Source organism: Paenibacillus faecis (genome assembly GCF_008084145.1).
In the GTDB taxonomy this organism is placed as follows: Bacteria; Bacillota; Bacilli; order Paenibacillales; family Paenibacillaceae; genus Fontibacillus; species Fontibacillus faecis.
Genome location: NZ_VSDO01000001.1, coordinates 531,869 through 548,770, shown reverse-complemented (window position 1 = coordinate 548,770; position 16,902 = coordinate 531,869). Strand labels below are relative to the sequence as shown.

Annotated in this window: 10 protein-coding genes and 1 pseudogene; 10 read left to right on the top strand and 1 reads right to left on the bottom strand. The window is 52.1% G+C overall.

All coding sequences use genetic code 11. The features are described 5' to 3' along the window. Positions 1-66 precede the first annotated feature (66 nt). The 7 genes from FRY98_RS02540 (at position 67) to xynC (ending at position 12,143) form a co-directional block, all read left to right on the top strand. Entirely contained in the window at positions 67-1,818 is a 1,752-nt protein-coding gene (locus tag FRY98_RS02540; RefSeq protein ID WP_148450178.1) for a sensor histidine kinase, read from the top strand. Beyond that, on the top strand, positions 1,811-3,445 hold the full coding sequence (locus FRY98_RS02535) for a helix-turn-helix domain-containing protein (RefSeq protein ID WP_148450177.1): 1,635 nt from the start codon (positions 1,811-1,813) through the stop codon (positions 3,443-3,445). Before FRY98_RS02540 ends, FRY98_RS02535 begins: the two co-directional genes overlap by 8 nt. 157 nt (positions 3,446-3,602) lie before the next feature. Continuing rightward, positions 3,603-5,276 (top strand): glycoside hydrolase family 43 protein, encoded by a 1,674-nt coding sequence (locus tag FRY98_RS02530; RefSeq protein ID WP_148450176.1) that lies wholly within the window; start codon positions 3,603-3,605, stop codon positions 5,274-5,276. A gap of 952 nt (positions 5,277-6,228) precedes the next feature. Continuing rightward, positions 6,229-7,536 carry an endo-1,4-beta-xylanase gene (locus tag FRY98_RS02525; protein ID WP_211373244.1) on the top strand — a complete coding sequence of 436 codons (1,308 nt, stop codon included), beginning with the start codon at positions 6,229-6,231 and terminating at the stop codon, positions 7,534-7,536. A gap of 57 nt (positions 7,537-7,593) precedes the next feature. After that, complete coding sequence (locus FRY98_RS02520; protein WP_148450175.1) at positions 7,594-9,123, top strand: glycoside hydrolase family 43 protein; 1,530 nt, start codon at positions 7,594-7,596, stop codon at positions 9,121-9,123. A gap of 25 nt (positions 9,124-9,148) precedes the next feature. Beyond that, the gene (locus tag FRY98_RS02515) at positions 9,149-10,852 is read left to right on the top strand and encodes an RICIN domain-containing protein (RefSeq protein ID WP_148450174.1); all 1,704 of its coding nucleotides are present in this window, start codon (positions 9,149-9,151) and stop codon (positions 10,850-10,852) included. Positions 10,853-10,877: 25 nt separating this feature from the next. Further along, positions 10,878-12,143, top strand: coding sequence for a glucuronoarabinoxylan endo-1,4-beta-xylanase XynC (xynC, locus tag FRY98_RS02510; protein ID WP_148450173.1), 1,266 nt, complete (start codon positions 10,878-10,880; stop codon positions 12,141-12,143). 46 nt (positions 12,144-12,189) lie between these two features. Here xynC and FRY98_RS02505 read toward each other — a convergent pair whose 3' ends face one another. Then, the gene (locus FRY98_RS02505) at positions 12,190-13,083 is read right to left on the bottom strand and encodes a helix-turn-helix transcriptional regulator (RefSeq protein WP_148450172.1); all 894 of its coding nucleotides are present in this window, start codon (positions 13,081-13,083) and stop codon (positions 12,190-12,192) included. A gap of 121 nt (positions 13,084-13,204) precedes the next feature. Here FRY98_RS02505 and FRY98_RS02500 point away from each other — a divergent pair. From FRY98_RS02500 to FRY98_RS02495, 3 genes and pseudogenes are all read left to right on the top strand, one after another. Then, a pseudogene (locus FRY98_RS02500) lies at positions 13,205-14,919 on the top strand (TIM-barrel domain-containing protein); the annotation flags it as partial. 90 nt (positions 14,920-15,009) lie between these two features. Further along, entirely contained in the window at positions 15,010-15,663 is a 654-nt protein-coding gene (locus FRY98_RS29275) for a DUF5110 domain-containing protein (protein WP_338114593.1), read from the top strand. Further along, positions 15,660-16,892, top strand: a complete 1,233-nt coding sequence (locus FRY98_RS02495; protein WP_249043312.1) for an SGNH/GDSL hydrolase family protein — start codon at positions 15,660-15,662, stop codon at positions 16,890-16,892. The genes FRY98_RS29275 and FRY98_RS02495 overlap by 4 nt, the downstream gene beginning before the upstream one ends. The last annotated feature ends 10 nt before the right edge of the window (positions 16,893-16,902 follow it).

Genomic DNA, 16,902 nt, shown 5'->3' with positions numbered 1-16,902 from the left:
GATTGGCTTCAAAGGCCGGCAGGCGGTTAATCATCACGCATATTCACACGCATCGGAGGAGTTGAATTGCTTAAGTTACCCGTGAATTCCATTCGTAATACCATCTTTATCCGGTTGATAGCTACCTATCTCTTCGTCATTCTTCCGCTCATCATTCTCGGTATTTATCTGTATAACTGGAGTTATCGATACGCTAGCCAAGAAATATCCAAAAATTCGCAAGCGCAACTGTCGGCTTACCTGGACGGGTTGAACCGGGAAATCGAATGGTTGGAAATTCAGCAATACGACATTTTGCAGGATGGGGAACTGAACAAAATGGCGCTGACATGGGAGATGATGAGCACGGTCGAAAGAAAAGAAAGCCTCCATTACTTGCTGCCGCGGCTGGTATCCATCAAAAACAGCAGCGTCTATATAAAAGACGTATTCGTTCATATCCGCGGCATGGATAAAACGATTTCGGCCATGACCGGGATGAATGCATTCGACTCGGAACGTTATAACCACGTCTATGCGGGAAAGGACCGCGGCAATCCGAGACTCTTGCAGATCGACGATACTCTCCAGCTTGTGGCGGCCAAATACGGAGCTAGAAAAGGAGAAGAGTCACTCCTGATCGTCCAGATCGAGCTGGATTCGAGCAAACTAAAGGAATCCCTGACGCAAATCAGCGTATATCCGGAAAGCGGGGCTTTTATCGTCTCCGAGCCGTCCGGATTTGCTCTAGCCAGCCACGAGGAGGCGGATCGTTTAATGAGAGGGGCCATGCAGACCATCCAAAATACGAATCGTCAGATTCTAAGTATCGGCACAGGCAGGTACCTGATCGATAAGGCGTATTCCGACAAATTGAACTTATCCGTGTTTTCCTACTTGCCCACCGGGGCGGTGAAGCGGCCGCTAAGTAAATTCTATGTCTGGGCCTGGCTGTTTGCAGGAACGACGCTCTTAGCCATCGCCATCTATGCCGTATCGACATACAGGCTGGTTCATAAACCGCTGCTCCTGCTTGTCCAAAGCTTCAGAAAAATGGAAGATGGCTTGTTTAATTTTCGAATTCGACACGGACAAAAGGATGAGTTCGGATATTTGTACGATCGATTCAATCAGATGCTCATCAAACTTCAGCATTTGATTGATCAGGATTTCAGGCATAAGCTCATGATGCAAAGGGCGGAGCTGAAACAGCTCCAATCCCAGATTAATCCCCACTTTTTATATAACAGTTTCTTCATCTTGAGCTCCCTGGCCAAAACGGGGGATGTCACGCAAATCGAGTTGTTCACGAACATGCTGGGAGAATATTTCAGGTTCATTACCCGCAATGGCGCAGACAATGTTCCATTGCTGGAAGAAACGAGGCATTCCCGGATTTATACAGAGATTCAAAAGCTCAGATTTTCAAGGCGAATCCGCGTTCAATTCGGCGATCTGCCGAAGGAAATGGAGACGATCAAGGTGCCGCGACTGATCATCCAGCCTATTATTGAAAACGCTTATGAGCACAGCCTCGAAAAAATGCAGGATGAAGGCTTGCTGCGTGTGACGTTTCATTTGGATGAAGACGAAGCTTCCATCGTGATTGAAGAAAATGGAAACGGGCTGACGAATAACGAAATCGAAACGCTCAACAAGCGGCTTGAACAGACGTCGGAATCCGCTGAATCCCCTGAAGTGACGGGCCTTATCAACATTCATCGGCGAATTGTCCTGACCTATGGGGAAAGCAGCGGGTTAGTTCTGTCAAGAAGTCCGTTGAATGGACTGCGGGTCCAGATTCGAATCAGGCTGACGGAGGGGAATGGACATGTATAGACTGCTGGTCGTCGATGATGAAGAGATTATTACGAACAGTTTGTACGAAGTATTTCATCAATGGATGCCCGATAAGCTTGATGTTTGCCGGGCATATTCCGGCAAGGAAGCGCTGAATTGGATGTCGCGCACGAGAATAGACATCGTTCTGACGGACATACGTATGCCCGGCATGAGCGGATTGGAAATGACGGGGAGCATCCGGGCTCTTTGGCCAAGGTGCAGAATTGTCTTTCTGACCGGTTACAGTGATTTTGATTACGCCTATCAAGCGATTCAGATGCCAAATGTTCGCTATTTGCTGAAGACGGAAGGCTTCGATAAGGTCATGGAGGTCGTGAAGGAAGTTATCCATGAAATCGAGAGCGGCAACCGCATCAATGAATGGTTGGAGCATTCCCGCATGCGGATTGAAGCGCTGGAATGGATGGAGCAGGGGGAATACTTCCGGCAATTCGTAGCGGACAGCAGCGTGCTTGGAGCGGATAACGATGCGATGAATGACGATTTCCGAACCTTGAACATCGGGCTGGATCCGAAACTCCCTGTACTGCTGGCACTTGGGCGCGTTGCTTATTCAGCGGGCAAAGCCTATGCGGAAAAGAAAAATGACCATCGATCGGTAAGGTTGATATGGGATTCTTTTATGGAGGAGCATGTTCGCAGCATCGGCGTCGTGGACAGACACGGGGATTTATTATGGATGCTTCAGCCGCGGTCCGAGAACCCATCCGGTGATCGTCTTGTTCTTTATTTGGAAGGGACGCTCGAACTTATCCAGGAGGCCTGCCTGGATTCTTTGGGGCTTGTCGTATCGTTCACCATAAGCGGTTTCCCTTGCCGGTGGGAGGATGTGACACCTCAATATGAACGGCTGCGAAGGCTGCAGCAGTTAAAGCTGGGGGACGGGATTCCGATGATTCTGAAGGATCAAGTCGACTCCGCCAAATCGCCGCACTGCAAGGAAGGAGTGGAGACGAGTCACAGGGCGGCTATCCTGGAATCGCATTTAGAGGCCGGAAGGGAGAACGAATTCATGAATGAATTGGAGCGGTTGTCGGCAATCGTGCTGAACGGAGACGACCTTCATCAGCACGCTGCCCAAGCCTATTATTCTATTGCTCTTCTGCTGTATGCGAAGCTGACCCGGCTAGGGCTTCAGGGTCCGACAGGAGAACGTGGAATGGAATGGGGAAAGCTGTTGGACTTGGAAGGTCATGATTCCATGAAAGAAGCTTTTCGGTATTTGAGGCGAACGGCCGAAGACATCTTCGATTTCAAGCGAATGGATGAACGAGGCAAAACGGCGCATGTCATTGATCGGGTGTGCCAATATATCGAGGAGCATCTGGATCAAGACATAACCCTCGTGCATCTTGCCGAACGTTATTATTTCAATCCGTCCTATCTCTCGCGTTTGTTCAAGCAAGAACGGGGAATCAACATCTCCGAATACATCGAAAAGTGCCGAATACGAAGAGCCAAGGAGCTGCTTAGGGAAGGGGATTTGAAGGTAAGGGACGTGGCGCCTCTAGTCGGATACGATGCCGCCCATTCCTTTACCCGCTTCTTCAAGAAGGCGACGGGTTTAACGCCGCAGGAGTACCGGGACAATCTCGTAAAATAGCCCGGCAAGCCATCATTTGCCCGGTGTTTTCAGTATGGAATGTCGGGTTGTTGCCTTGCTTGGCTAAAGGTACACTTTTTAACGAGCGTTCCGGAACGTTGACCCGCTATAGGAATGACAGGTCACCAAGTAACGATGGAGGAGGGCATGCTCAGGGATGGAGCCCGGAAAGCCGTTACTGGTCATATCTACTTTGTTTGCTTTCGTTAGCATAATCTTTGTTTTGGCAAACCTAGCGAATCGCGGCCAAGACGATTTAAAAATGTTAAACCGGGAGTTGAGTGACAAGATGAGCGATGAAATCAAAGTCAAAGCGGGCAAAACGGGAACTGAAAGGATGGACCGGGGAAGCGGCGATTATGATGCGAGCCGGGATGCGGACAGCACCCGCGGCGAGGCGTATGCGGCCGCCATCGGCAAGATCCCTCCGAACGGGAATCCGGTCGTCTCCCATAAATTCGGCGCGGATCCCTATGTGCTGGCAGTGGACGGACGTGTTTATCTTTATAACACGTACGACGCATTGGAGTATGACGGTGAGGGGAATGTCAAGGACAACAGCTACGGAACGATCAACAGGCTGTCCGTCATCTCTTCCGCGGATCTGATCAACTGGACCGATCACGGCGCCATCCAGGTCGCAGGACCGGCCGGCGCTGCCGCATGGGCAACCCAATCATGGGCCCCGGCCGTAGCGCACAAGGTGATTGACGGGGAGGACCGCTTCTTTCTGTATTTTGCCAACAACGCCAGCGGCATCGGCGTGCTGACGAGCGACAGCCCCGTCGGCCCGTGGACGGATCCCATAGGAAAGCCGCTGATCACAAGGAACACGCCGGGCGTGAAAGGCGTCACATGGCTGTTTGATCCCGCCGTACTCGTTGACGACGACGGTAAAGCTTATATCTACTTTGGCGGCGGCATTCCGGAAGGCAAAGCCGAAATGCCGGATACGGCCCGCGTCATGCGGCTTGGCGACGATATGGTCAGCGTGATCGGCGAAGCTGTCACGATTCCGGCTCCTTATATGTTCGAGGATTCAGGCATTAACAAATTTAACGGAAGGTACTATTATACCTACTGCTCCAACTTTTCGGAAGGAATGCGCCCGGAGAACAGTCCCCCTCCCGGCGAGATCGCTTATATGGTCAGCGAGCATCCGATGGGCCCCTGGACGTATCAAGGGACCATTTTGAAAAATCCGGGGCATTTCTTCGGGGTCGGAGGAAATAATCATCACGCCATTTTTCAGTTTCAACAAAACTGGTATATTGCCTATCATGCCCAAACGTTGGCGAAGTCCATGGGGATTCCCAAAGGCTATCGCTCAACCCATCTGAACCGCGTTCATTTCGAGCCGGACGGTACCCTCAGGGAGATTGCCGCAGACATGGAAGGCGTGAAAGGGACTCAGCCGTTCAATCCTTTCCAACGTACGGAGGCGGTGACGATGGCATGGAATGCCGGAATTCAAGTCAATCCGTCTTCTGTTGTTGAAGACGAGCAGGGCAGTCCAACCCTGGCGGTCACGGACATCCACGACCGGGATTGGATCGCAGTGGCCAATGCTGATCTCGGAAAAGGAGCATCCGTGTTTACGGCTTGGGTCTCGGGAATAGAAGGGGGAGGGCGATTGGAGCTTCGACTGGATTGTCCGGATGGAGAACGGATAGGCACAGTGAACGTACCGCCTGCATCTGCTGCGAAACAACGTATGGAAATTTCCATTGAGGTTTCGGGCGCATCCGGCATACGTCATCTCTACTTCGTGTTTACCGGGGAGCGGGATCAGAAGCTATTTGATTTCGAAGCATGGCAATTTTATCGGTGATTGCTTCCTACTCAGCGGAGACCGGTTTCCCTTTGAAAGCCAGGTTGGTGAATTGTGATAAGAGCCTTTTTACGCCTGATTTTGTCAAATTTGGCTTAACTCTGCAAATTTGGCTTAGCTCTGGGAAATAACGACTTTTTAAGGCTCTATTTTAGGAAAAAGCGGGTCAAATCGTGATTATTTGGCCCCACACCGTTGCAGGAAATAAGGCCTTTTTGGCACTAGCGTTGCATTAAACCTGACATGGTGCTGCCCACCCCGCAATCTCACTTACCGCACATTATGATAGCGGCATTTTGGGCTGCTATTTCGCCCAGATATGCTTTTTCGGGAAAAATAGCGGCTAAAAAGGGCCTTATTTCTCTGGTGCGAGTACAGAAATCAGGTTTTGGCCCGATTTTTTTCAAAATAAGGCCCTAAATGACCTCTATTTCACACCAAAGGGCCGGATTCGACAAAATAGCGCCGTAAAAGGCGCTATCCACCTGCCCGGTTTCAAAGGGAGGCGGTTACGGCCATTAGATCCCTCGAGTTAATGCAATGCTAGTGCCTTTTTGGCCCGCTATTTTCTCGGTAAAGGCAAATTAGGCCGGAATAACGGCCCAAATGGCCGCTATTGTAGCGGCAGCGAGCGCTTAGAGAAATTGTGGTTGGGCATGCAAAATTAAGCACGCTACGCCATGGCGAAGAGTTTTAGAACTCCCACTACGATGGCTGATGGGGCACTAGGCACTTTGATCACCGCGGGCCTCATATGATTTGGTTATCTGTAAGCGAGGGAATACATTCTCCATTTTCTAACTTTGGCAACCTGAGATCGGACAGGTGAAATACCCTAAATTTGACAGGTTGTTCCAAAATAATGTAAGCGCTAATATAGAGTTGTAACCATTCGGGCCGGTGCCATACCGGAACCCTCATCTTTTGCTCGAAGTGGAAAGGAGGTCAGGCTTTGCTTCGTATGCCGAAGGGGGGCCGATGGGCGGCAACGGCAGTGGCAGCAGCGGCGGTAGTGTCCTTTGTCCTGCTTTTGATCGTGTCCTATATGGGCAGTCGTGACAAGCAGGTTGCTGGAAGTCAGAAGCCAAATATACAGGAGGTGGGAGTCGTGGAGCTAAGGGGGAACTCTGAAGCGACGAACGGGAAGTCGAAATCCGAATCTCCAGCCCTGATTAACAAATTCGCACCAACTGAGCCGCGGGCACAGACGTCCGGAAGGCGGGATATTCCCTCGCTTCTTATGCTCTTTGAGGAGGACTTTCCGATCGGCGCGGCGGTTGAACCGAATCAGATCAACAGCCCATCGGCGGAATTGCTGAAGAAGCATGTCCGTTGGCTGGTGGCGGAGAACGCCATGAAGCCGGAGGCGATGCAGCCAACGGAGGGCCACTTTCAGTGGACGAATGCGGATCGAATCGTAGAATTTGCCAAGGAGAACAACATGCGGGTTCGTTTCCATACGCTGGTTTGGCATAATCAAACTGGTGCGTGGTTCTTCCGAGATGCGGAAGGCAAGCCGATGGTGAATGAGACGGACCCCAAGCGTCGCGAGGCGAACAAAAAATTGCTGCTGGAACGCCTGGATACCCACGTCAGGACGATCGTCGGCCGATATAAGGACGAGATTACGTCTTGGGACGTGGTGAATGAAGTCATTGAACCGGGGGATCCGGACGGGATGCGCGCTAGCGAATGGTATAAAATAGCCGGTACCGATTACATCGCAACGGCATTTCGAGCCGCCCGGGAAGCCGGGGGACCCGAAGCGAAACTTTATATTAACGATTACGGTACGGATAACCCCGTGAAAAGAGACCGTTTGTTTTTGCTAGTGAAAGAATTGCTGGAACAAGGTGTTCCGATCGACGGGGTCGGACATCAGACGCATATTGACATCTATGGTCCATCGGTGGATTCCATCATCGCCTCGATGCGGAAATTCGCGGACCTCGGCCTCGACAATCTCGTCACCGAGCTCGATATGAGCATTTATGCCTGGAACGATCGCAGCGACTACGGCCAAGTGCCCCCGCAAGAAATCCTGAGCCTGCAAGCCGATCGGTACGGCGAGCTGTTTAAGGCTTTCCGTCGAAACAAGGACATTCTTGGCGGCGTCATCTTTTGGGGCATCGCCGACGATCATACCTGGCTTCATGGTTTTCCGGTCGCACGCACCAATGCGCCTATGCTGTTCGATCAACAGCATCAGCCCAAACCGGCGTTCTGGGCCGTTGTGGAGGCGGCGAAGGCTGAGTTATAAACGGGCGTATCCGGATATTTCTATCTGTCGCCATGGATTGAAAGGAGAATTCATCAGATGAACAAGACGCAGATTACGAACCCGATCATTTGGGCGGATGTGCCGGATGTGGATGTCATCCGTGTAGGGGACGCCTACTACATGGTCAGTACGAGCATGCATTCGATGCCGGGCTGCCCGATCATGAGGTCCGAGGATTTGATGCATTGGGAAATCGTTAGTTACGCATACGATACGCTCGAAGACAACGAGGCCCATCGTCTGGAAGGCGGCAAAAATATATACGGGCAAGGCGCTTGGGCGGCCAGCCTGCGCCATCATCAGGGCAAATTCTATGTTTGTTTCTCTAGCAACGATACCAGGAAATTTTACGTGTACCGTACGGACAATATCGTGCAGGGGTCGTGGCAGAGATCCGTCATCGACGGACTGCGGCATGATCCGGGCCTGCTCTTCGCTGATGACCGGGTGTTCGTGATCTACGGCAACGGGGATATTTACATCACCGAGTTGACCGGGGATGCCACGGCCCTTAAGCCGAACGGAATCAACCAGCGGCTGTTCGAAACGGAAGCGGAAGGTATCGGTCTGCGCTGCGAAGGTTGCCATGCCTACCGCATCAACGGTTACTATTATCTGCTGTTTATCGAATGGCCGAAGCCCGGTGTCGGTAACGGCCGGCGCAGACAAATCTGTTACCGGTCACGGGAACTGCTCGGCCCTTATGAACGAAGAATCGTATTGGACGACGATCTCGGCTACCGCAACAAGGGAATCGCCCAAGGTGGACTGTTCGATACGCCGGATGGCAAGTGGTACGCGATGCTGTTCCAGGATCATGATGCCGTCGGGAGAATCCCGTGCTTGGTGCCGGTGGTTTGGGAGGAGGATTGGCCCGTGTTCGGCATGGAAGGCAAGGTGCCGGAACGGTTTGAAGTCGACTTGCCGCAAGCCGAGGCGAAGCCGCTCGTGATCAGCGATGAATTCGAATATGCATCGGATAAGCTGGCTTTGAATTGGCAGTGGAACCACAACCCGGATCATCGGCTATGGTCGGTGACCAAACGCCCCGGTTTCCTAAGACTGACGACGGGCAGCTTGGCTGCAGGCGTGCTTCAGGCGCGAAATACGCTGACACAGCGTACGGAAGGGCCGGCATGCTCGGGGAGTGTCTTATTGGACACGGGGCGGATGAATCCCGGCGATCATGCGGGGCTTGTTGCCCTGCAAAGCCAATTCGGCACCGTCGGCGTTAAAGTTGCGGAGAACGGCGACAAGTTCATCTCGATGAGTGTGAACGATGGAAATGGCGAAGAAATGGAGCTGGAAAGGGTTTCTTTTCGCGGCAGGGATGTATATTTGAAGATCGACTTTGATTTTGAGAACAGCAAAGATGTGGCTATCTTTTATTATTCCGTCGACGGGACGGAATGGTTGCCGATCGGAGGGGAGCTGCGCATGCGCTATACCTTGGATCACTTTATGGGTTATCGCATCGGGCTTTATTATTATGCGTCCAGGCAAATCGGCGGTCATGCCGACTTCGATTTTTTCCGTTACGAAAAAGCCGAGCGATCAGTGACGTAACCAAAATGAGAGGAGTTGATCGATTATGAAAAGAACCGGATGGACGCTCAAGCTGTTATTGGCGGTGCTGCTCCTGTTGCCGGCAACGCAGGGACTCCATCATGGCGCGGCCGATGCATGGTCGGGCATGCCGATGTCCAAGCTTCACGTCAGCGGCAACCAACTGGTAAACAGCGAGGGGCAGCCCGTTGTCCTGAGCGGATGGCACCAGCCCGGTGGCTCGTACTGGACTTATCAGGGAAGCAATTACTACCTGAACCGGAATGGGGGGAATCGTCATGCTGCCATTTTGGAGTATTTAAAGGATATTACCGACACATTCTCCGATCCCTCTCCGAAGTACGGCAACAATCACGGCTGGTATATGAACCAGGTTAGGCTCTTTATCGACCGCGAAGACATGGGCGACGTGGCGGCCGGAACGTATAATTTTGCGGGCTTGCAGTCCTTTACGAAGAATGTCGTAGTGCCTTATATCCAGTATGCCAAGACCAAAGGAATCTACGTTACGCTAGGCCTCGACTTCACACTCCAGGATAATCGGGCCACGACGCAGGCCAATCTCGAGAAATTCAATCAAATCTGGGGATATCTTGCCTCGCAACCGGCGATCAAAAGCGCGGACAACGTTATGTTCGAGATCATTAATGAACCGGTTCTGTCCTATGCGAACGGACGTTGGGGAGGCAACCCTTCCGATCCTGATTTCCCGGCGTTTTGGGACTCGCTGCGCCATTTTCAAAATTCCATCATTTCCACGATCCGCAGTCAAGGGGCGGATAACGTGATATGGGCCGCCGGCCTAGGATGGGATCAATATTATCAGCTATGCGCCACCCGTCCGTTAACCGATCCGCTGAACAACATCGGATACGCTGTCCATTGGTACCCGGGCTACGGAGCAAAGGATAACGCTTCGATACTTCAGCAGCAATGGGATACCAGCATCAAGCCTTGCGCAGACAACTATCCGATCAATATTACGGAAACGACCTGGTTTAAACGGCTGCCGGGTGACTCGGAGTACTGGGAACTGTTCAACGGATCGAGCGAAGGTTTCGGCAAAAACACCAAAGCCATATTTACGGCAGCCGGAAACGTCAGCATCGCGGTCCACATGAACGGTTTTCTCCTTCAGCCGGGGGCAAGAAGCACGTTTGCCGATCCGACGGCAGGGCTGCTCTACGACGGCGATCCGGCACGGGACGGCATGGCCCGCTTTATCTTCGAATGGTACTATGAACGTGCGCAGCTTCATCCGTGGAACGGGATGTGGAACGGGATTACGTCGGGGGAAACCTATAAAATCGTGAATCGCGCCTCGGGCAAGGTGATCGACGTCCCCGGCGGTCAAAACAGTAATTCACTGCAGCTGCAGCAATGGCCAGACAATAACGCTACGGCGCAGCGATGGATTGCCGATGATATGGGAGCATACAACAATCTGTACCGGCTTCGCAGCGTCAGCTCGAGCGACGGCAAGGTGATGGATGTTAGAAACGGTTCGAAAAACAACGGGGAAGCGATACAGCTCATGGAGGATTACGGAAATTCGGCGCAGCGATTCCGCCTGATCAAGCTCAGCAACGGATATTGGAGCATCCTTAACGCGAACAGCAATAAAGCCGTCGAAGTGGCGGGGGGGTCGTCCGCCGACGGGGCGAAGCTCCAGCAGAACCCTTATCGCGGGGATTTGCATCAGCAATGGCAGTTGATCCTTGTGAATTGACGAAAATTCAAGGAGGAGCAGTCTCATGAATTTACGGTTTAAGAAATCCATATACGCATGTTTGGCCCTTGTCATGGCATTGTCCATCCTGGGGGCACCTGGAAAAATTGCCGCAGCCAGCGACGCCATCGTAAATATTTCGGCGGAAAAACAAGTGATTCGTGGTTTCGGGGGGATCAACCATCCGGTCTGGATCGGGGATTTGACGGCGGCACAAAGAGAAACCGCCTTCGGGAACGGAAATAACCAACTGGGTTTCTCGATTTTGAGAATCTATGTACACGAAGACCGAAATCAATGGTACCGGGAAGTGGAAACGGCCAAACGAGCGATTGCCCTCGGAGCCATCGTATTCGCATCGCCATGGAATCCGCCCGCCGACATGGTCGAGACCTTCAACCGAAACGGCGATCCGTCGGCAAAGCGGCTCCGTTATGACAAGTATGCCGCGTATGCCCAGCATCTTAACGACTTCGTGACGTATATGAGAAACAACGGCGTGAATCTGTATGCGATTTCCGTCCAGAACGAGCCCGATTATGCCCATGACTGGACGTGGTGGACGCCGCAGGAAATGCTTCGTTTCATGAAAGAAAATGCCGGATCGATTAATACGAGAGTGATCGCGCCGGAATCGTTCCAGTATCTGAAAAATATGTCGGACCCGATACTAAACGATCCGCAGGCGCTAGCCAATATGGATATTCTTGGCGCTCATCTGTACGGGACCCAGGTCAGCAATTTCGCTTATCCTTTGTTCAAACAAAAAGGAGCGGGCAAAGATCTCTGGATGACGGAGGTATACTATCCGAACAGTGACAACAACTCGGCGGATCGTTGGCCCGAAGCCCTGGATGTGTCCTACCATATCCACAATGCGATGGTAGAGGGAGATTTTCAAGCTTACGTATGGTGGTATATCCGCAGATCGTACGGTCCGATGAAAGAGGACGGCACGATCAGCAAACGCGGTTACGCTATGGCGCATTTCTCCAAATTCGTCCGTCCCGGGTATGTCCGGGTTGAAGCGACGAAAAATCCGGAAACGAACGTTTATGTATCCGCCTATAAAGGTAATAAGAAGCTTGTTATCGTTGCCGTCAACAAAAATAACTCCGGGGTAAATCAGAACTTTGTCCTGCCCAATGCATCGGTTTCGAAAATCTCCAGATGGATCACTAGCGGCAGCAGCAATCTTCAGCCGGGAACGGAGCTTACGATGACGGGTGGAAATTTCTGGGCTCATCTCCCGGCTCAAAGCGTGACCACCTTTGTCGCTGATCTTGGCTAAGCTTCGGGTAACGCAAGGGGCCTAGGAAGGTAAGGGATTCAAACCGTTAAAGACCGGTAGAATAGTAGGCCTTGTATTCGGACGGCGTCATGTTCATATAGAACTTAAACCACTTGGAAAAGTAGCTGGCATGCTGATATCCGGACTCCAGCGCGGCTTCCAAAACATTGTACGATCCGGTGCGCAGCAGGTTGGCGGCTTGATTGATTCGAATGAAATTCAAGTATTCCATCGGCCGCATCCCGGTTTGCGTTTTGAAGAACTTGCAAAAATGGGAGCGGCTGAGGGACACCACGGCCGCCAATTGATCCAAATCCAGCTTGTCCCGGGCGTGTTCTTCCATATAAGCGAGCAGTTTCTTTATCTGCTGGTTCGCCTCGCGTGCGGGGCGTTTTCCCTGGTCTTCATTTCTCTTTATCAGTCCGTATTGGCAAATATCCGCAATCAGCAGGAACAACAGGCCTTTTATACTCATCTCATAGCCAGGTGAGCGCTGCTTGTAGCGAATCAGAAGCTGCCGGACATGGTCCAGCAGTACGGGAGGCGTCCCCACCGATGTGGATAACAAGGCGGGGAGCCTCGCTTTTTCCAGCAAAATCGGACCCAAGAACAGCTCCTCGATTCGATCCGCTTGGAATGAAGACAACCAGGATAATTTGAATACGATGGAGTAATAGCAGATCACTACACCCTGATCGTTAATTCCCGAATGCAGCTCCCCCGGATGAACGATCAGCGCTTCTCCCGCCGAGACGGCAAACCTCCGGTCTTCGATGCGGAATTCGGCCTTTCCTTCAGCCAGATAAATGATTTCCATTTCGCTATGCCAATGGACGGGAAGGATGGAATAGGCGTCGGCCGGGTGCTCCACCTTGTAAATATCCAGCGGGAATTCGGGAACACCGTGCAGCTTGTCCTCCCGGTAACGATGCTCAAACATAATGCCCTCCCACAAAACCGTAATATAGTGATCAAGAAACGTAATTATCTGCTAGATATTACGAAAACAACAATAATATCATTATATTAATTCAAATCCATCGGGAAGGGGAGCGGTAATTTTGGAGCTGGTTCAATATCAGATCGAATCGAACGGCGTTAAGTTGGACACCTCCGATGGGATCATCCATATCGCTTTTTGCGCGGCGGGCATCGTAAGAATTCGTTACACCTTGGATTCGGAGTTTGGCAGCAAACGGAGCCTAGTAGTTGTGGAGCATCAGGAGAGGAAGGATGTTCCATGGACGGTTACGGAACGATCCGGGGATCTGGAACTGACCACCGATGTGCTCACGATTCGGGTGGACAAATCGACCTGCGCTTTCAGCTATTGGGATGCGAGCGGCGGACTGTTGGCGAAAGAACCGTCCAGAGGAGGCAAGACGCTTGAGCTCACCGACGTTTACCGGACGATCTTCGACGTTTCCAAGGATTCTGTTGAGAATAATCTCGGAGCGGATGGGCTTCGGGCAAGAGTTGAAGGCATGAACCGCATTTTCGATAGGCGGGCCTATCATACCAAGCTGGAGTTCGAGTGGCAGCCCGGGGAGGCACTGTACGGGCTTGGCTCGCATGAAGAAGGGATGATGAACCTTCGGGGCAAACATCAATACTTGTACCAGCAAAATATGAAAGCGGTTGTACCCGTGCTGTTGTCCACGCGCGGCTACGGAATTTTGGTGGACTCCTGTTCGAATCTAAGCTTTCACGACGACTCCTTTGGTTCGTACATCTGGACCGATGTTGACGACGAGATGGATTATTATTTTATTTACGGTCCGGAATTCGATCGGATTGTAGCCGGCATTCGCTTTTTAACGGGCGAAGCGCCGATGCTGCCGAAGTGGGCTTACGGCTATGTGCAGTCGAAAGAAAGATACGTGTCCCAGGAGGAATTGATCGCTATCGTACAGGAGTATCGGGAGCGCAAACTGCCGCTGGATTGCATTGTATTGGACTGGCAGTCGTGGGAAGGCGAACTGTGGGGACAAAAGACTCTGGATTCACGGCGTTTTCCGGACCCCTCGGGTATGATGCGCAAGTTGCATGAAATGAACGCCAAATTGATGGTATCGATCTGGCCGACCATGAGAAAAGGGGGTGACAATCATCGCGAAATGAGCGAGTCCGGTTTTCTGCTCGGAAACCAGCCACATACGACCCTTTCAAGGAGGAAGCTCGCCGATTGTATTGGAAGCAAGCGGATGACGGACTGTTTTCTCATGGTATAGACGCGTGGTGGTGCGACTGTACAGAGCCGTTCGAAGCGGACTGGAAAGGAGCGGTGAAGCCGGAGCCCGAATTGCGAATGCTGACCAACACGGCCGAATCCAAGCTTTATCTTGACCCGGAGTATATCAATGCCTATTCGCTGCTGCATTCCAAAGGTATCTATGAAGGACAACGATCCGTAACCGCCAGTAAACGGGTTGTGAATCTGACGCGTTCCGCTTTTGCCGGGCAGCATCGCTACGGCACGATTACATGGTCGGGTGATATATCGGCCAATTGGGAGACGCTCAGAAAGCAAATTGCGGACGGTCTTAACTTTTGCATGACGGGGTCTCCTTACTGGACGCTTGATATAGGAGCGTTTTTCGTTCACAATAAGCCGGACCTTTGGTTTTGGAACGGGGATTTTAACGAGGGAGTTGCGGACCTGGGGTACCGCGAGCTTTATGTCCGCTGGTTCCAATGGGGAGCATTTCTGCCCATGTTCCGTTCGCACGGTACGGATACGCCTAGGGAAGTTTGGCGATTCGGCGAGCCGTTTTACGACACATTGGTGAAGTATTTGAAGCTCCGATACAGGCTGATACCTTACATCTATTCACTTGCGGGGGCGGTCGCGCATCAAAGCTATACGATGTTTCGGGCGCTGGCTTTTGATTACCGGGAAGATACGCGTGTGCACAACATCGATGATCAGTTTATGTTCGGCCCGGCGTTCCTTGTCGCGCCTGTCACAACGGCGATGTACTACGGTCCCGGCTCCTGCAAGTTGCATAACGTCAGTAAGTTTCGCAATGTCTATTTGCCGGCCGGTGAATGGTACGAATATTGGAGCGACGAACGAATCGAGGGCGGCAAGACGATCGAGGCGAAAGCCGATTTGGAGACGCTTCCGCTCTATGTCCGCGCCGGCTCGATTATTCCTGTCGGACCGGATCTCCAATTCGCCGACGAACTGCCGAGCGCGCCCATACGCCTGAAAGTATACCCCGGCAAGGATGCCGAATTCACACTTTATGAAGATGAAGGGGATACCTACAATTACGAGACCGGTTCGTACTCCTTGATTGAGATGCACTGGTGCGAAGCTGAGCGCACCCTAACGATAGGGAGACGGAGCGGCAGTTTCGACGGTATGCCTGACGAAAGAGAATTCTTGGTTGAAATCGCCGGCAAAGCTGGTCAATGCATCGTTTTTTACCGGGGTGACCCTGTGGTCGTGAGAGAAGATCAAGTTGAAAACGCTGTACTATTTCTAGACTCTTCGATGGGAAAGGAGGATGGATGATGACCGGACCTTCATCGGATGCCGTTGATGGAACAGGAGCTGAGACGGCGCCTCAGGAATCGGCTTATCGCAAGATGATCGCGAAATCGCTTTTAAATCAAGGCAACAACCAAAGATTGAAGAGGGCCATCGAGAAAGCGAAAAGAGGCGAGCAAGTTGCGATCGCTTATATCGGGGGTTCAATTACGCAGGGGGCGGGTGCGGAGCCGCTGCCGACGAATTGTTACGCTTACCGGTCGTACCAGCTCTTTAAGCGAATGTTCGCGCCCGCCGACGGCAGCTCCATTCACCTGGTCAAAGCAGGGCTGGGAGGTACACCGTCGGAACTCGGGGTCGTCCGTTATGATCGAGATGTGACCAGGGACGGTGCGGTAAAGCCGGATATCGTCGTCGTGGAGTTTGCCGTCAACGATGCGGACGACGAGACCGAAGGGAATTGTTACGAAAGTCTGGTGCTTAAAGCCCTTGGCGCCGACAACAAGCCCGCGGTGATCCTGCTGTTCAGTGTGTTTGAAAACGACTGGAATCTCCAAGGCCGGCTCGCCCCTGTCGGTTGGCATTATCAGCTTCCGATGGTCAGTATAAAAGACGCCGTCGTGGAGCAGTTTCTATGGACCCGTGAGCAGGGCAACATCGTGTCCAAGGAGGAATTTTTCGCCGATATGTATCACCCTACTAATCGGGGACACGAGATTATGGCCGATTGTCTGGGGCATTTATTCGATGTAACCGACCGGGCAGTCTCGGACGAGGAGGATATATCCATCCACAAGCCACCGGCCATTGGCAACGACTTTATCGATATACGGCTGCTGGACCGACTAAATGGCCCAAGTATCGCACGAATAAATGAGGGGAGCTTTCGGGAGACCGATGCCGTGCTGCAGTTGGCGGAAATGGACGATCATTCCTTGGGGACACCTCAATTCCCCAATAACTGGATGCACACGGCCGAAGCAGGGGATGCTCCGTTCAGGATGACCCTGAGGAGCAAACGGCTCATTTTGGTTTACAAGGATTCGGGGGACGCGGAATTTGGCAGCGCAAACATAGGGGTGGACGGGAAAATGGTAAGGGTAGCCGATCCGCATCAAGTGAACTGGACTCACTGCCATGCCGTGATCCTATACAATGAGCGGGAGTCCGCCGAACACACGGTGGAGATTGCAATGGCGGACGGACAACAGAATAAGCGGTTTACAATCTTGGGATTTGGCTATTCGCCGTAATGAATTCATT

What these genes read in the sequence shown, in the direction of transcription:
- FRY98_RS02535 (WP_148450177.1), top strand. Translation starts at nt 1,811, where the DNA reads ATGTATAGACTGCTGGTCGTCGATGATGAAGAGATTATTACGAACAGT.
- FRY98_RS02530 (WP_148450176.1), top strand. Translation starts at nt 3,603, where the DNA reads ATGGAGCCCGGAAAGCCGTTACTGGTCATATCTACTTTGTTTGCTTTC.
- FRY98_RS02520 (WP_148450175.1), top strand. Translation starts at nt 7,594, where the DNA reads ATGAACAAGACGCAGATTACGAACCCGATCATTTGGGCGGATGTGCCG.
- FRY98_RS02515 (WP_148450174.1), top strand. Translation starts at nt 9,149, where the DNA reads ATGAAAAGAACCGGATGGACGCTCAAGCTGTTATTGGCGGTGCTGCTC.
- xynC (WP_148450173.1), top strand. Translation starts at nt 10,878, where the DNA reads ATGAATTTACGGTTTAAGAAATCCATATACGCATGTTTGGCCCTTGTC.
- FRY98_RS02505 (WP_148450172.1), bottom strand. Translation starts at nt 13,083, where the DNA reads ATGTTTGAGCATCGTTACCGGGAGGACAAGCTGCACGGTGTTCCCGAA.
- FRY98_RS29275 (WP_338114593.1), top strand. Translation starts at nt 15,010, where the DNA reads ATGTTTCGGGCGCTGGCTTTTGATTACCGGGAAGATACGCGTGTGCAC.
- FRY98_RS02495 (WP_249043312.1), top strand. Translation starts at nt 15,660, where the DNA reads ATGATGACCGGACCTTCATCGGATGCCGTTGATGGAACAGGAGCTGAG.